Origin of the sequence: Muriicola sp., from assembly GCF_049669965.1 — a bacterium.
Lineage (GTDB): Bacteria > Bacteroidota > Bacteroidia > Flavobacteriales > Flavobacteriaceae > Muriicola.
Window position 1 is genome coordinate 1 of the sequence record NZ_JBATLB010000151.1, and the last position, 2,007, is coordinate 2,007.

Genomic DNA, 2,007 nt, shown 5'->3' on the forward strand with positions numbered 1-2,007 from the left:
TTATACGGTTTTTCAACGGATAGGGCCCTTACACATGTGGAAGCCATTTCGAAACAACCACATGCCGTTGGCTTCCCTGCCCACGAAACTGTGCGGGCATATATTGTGGCCCAACTGGAAAAGATGGGCCTGGAAGTATCCCTCCAGCAGGGCTACACAGCCGGTGACTGGGCCAATTACAGCAAGGCCGTTAATATTGTTACTAAAATAGAAGGATCCGGCAAAGGGAAGGGCTTATTACTCCTCTCTCACTACGACAGTAATCCACATTCCTCCCTGGGAGCAAGTGATGCCGGTAGCGGGGTTGCTACCATCCTGGAAGGAGTACGGGCCTACCTTGCTCAAAAAGTGATCCCAAAGAACGACATCTACATTGTGATCTCAGATGCGGAAGAATTAGGCCTTAACGGGGCAGATCTTTTTGCAAACAAACATCCATGGACCAAAGACATTGCCCTGGTCCTGAATTTTGAGGCAAGAGGTAGCGGTGGACCCGCCTATATGTTTATGGAAACCAACCGTGGAAATGAGCGGCTCATTGAGGAGTTTGTGACCGCAAATCTACAATTCCCCGTTACCAATTCATTGGCGTATAGCATTTATAAGCTACTTCCCAATGACACAGACCTTACCGTTTTCAGGGAAGACCGCGACATAGAAGGATTTAATTTTGCCTTTATCGATGATCATTTTGACTATCACACCGTTCGGGATTCCTATGAGCGCTTAGATCGCAATTCCCTTACCCACCAGGGAAGCTATTTAATGCCACTGGTAAGCCATTTCAGTGAGGCAGATCTTGGGAGTCTGAAGAGCCTGAATGACCATATTTATTTTAATATTCCCGTATTTGAAATGGTTACATATCCTTTTGATTGGATATGGCCCATGTGGCTCCTTGCCCTTGGTGTTTTTATTTTAATAGTGGCTCTGGGATTTAAAACAGGCAGCCTTACGGTCAAAGAGGTACTGCTTGGCTTTATTCCTATGCTAGATACTCTTGTAGTGAACGGTGTACTGGGATATTTTGCCTGGCAGATGATCACTTTTATTTATCCGGGTTATAAAGATATTTTACAGGGATTTACCTATAATGGTCATGCCTATATCCTGGCCTTGACACTCTTAGCCTTGGCCAACTGTTTCCGGGCCTATCACAAGTTTAAAAAGATTAGCATCCCTAACTTACTGGTGGCCCCTGCCTTACTTTGGATGGTGATATGTTGGGGTGTAGCCCAATACCTTCCGGGTGCCAGCTTTTTTATCCTGCCTGTCTACGCACTTTTAACCTGTTTGGCTATCGCCATCTACCAAAAAAACTACGATCCGTTTTTGATATTGTTTCTGCTGCTGCCGGCAATATTCATCTATTCACCGTTTGTTGCCATGTTCCCCATTGCTCTGGGCCTAAAAATGCTGGTGACCACCACGCTTTTTACAACCCTCACATTTTGGCTGTTACTGCCACTACTGGGAAGGTATCCCAGAAAAAACATTCTTGGAGCAGTATTCTTCGCTGGGTTTATTGGTGCCTTGGTTGTAGCTCATTTTCAATCTGGCTTTACGGAAGAAAGAGCAAAACCCAGCAGTTTGGTTTACATGCTGGATACAGATACGAAAAAGGCGCAGTGGGCTACCTACGAACAACAGCTTTCGGATTGGACCTCCGCGGTCCTTGGGTCAGAGAAAACGATGGCAGTTACTGAGAACAATTCCACCATTAACAGCAAATACAATTCCAGATTTACGCAGGTATCATCCGCTCCTTTCAAAGACATAACCGGACCTGTGGTCACCATAGAAAAAGACACTACCCTGGAGGGAAGCCGAATCCTCGAAATAGGAATTTTTCCGCAACGAGCAGTGAACAGACTAGACGTATATACAGATAATACCCCTGTAAGCAAAGCAAGTGTAAACGGTATTGAACTCTCTGAATTCTATTTGAAGGAACGCAAAGGTACCCGTCTGTTTACACATTACATCAGCGATAATGACTCTACCATG

The 2,007-nt window shown here is 45.2% G+C and carries 1 protein-coding gene; it reads left to right on the forward strand.

Annotated elements, in window-relative coordinates:
• Positions 1-2,007, forward strand: a 2,007-nt coding sequence (locus WBM49_RS08170; protein WP_424371562.1) for a M28 family peptidase, incomplete at both ends; no start/stop codon positions are given.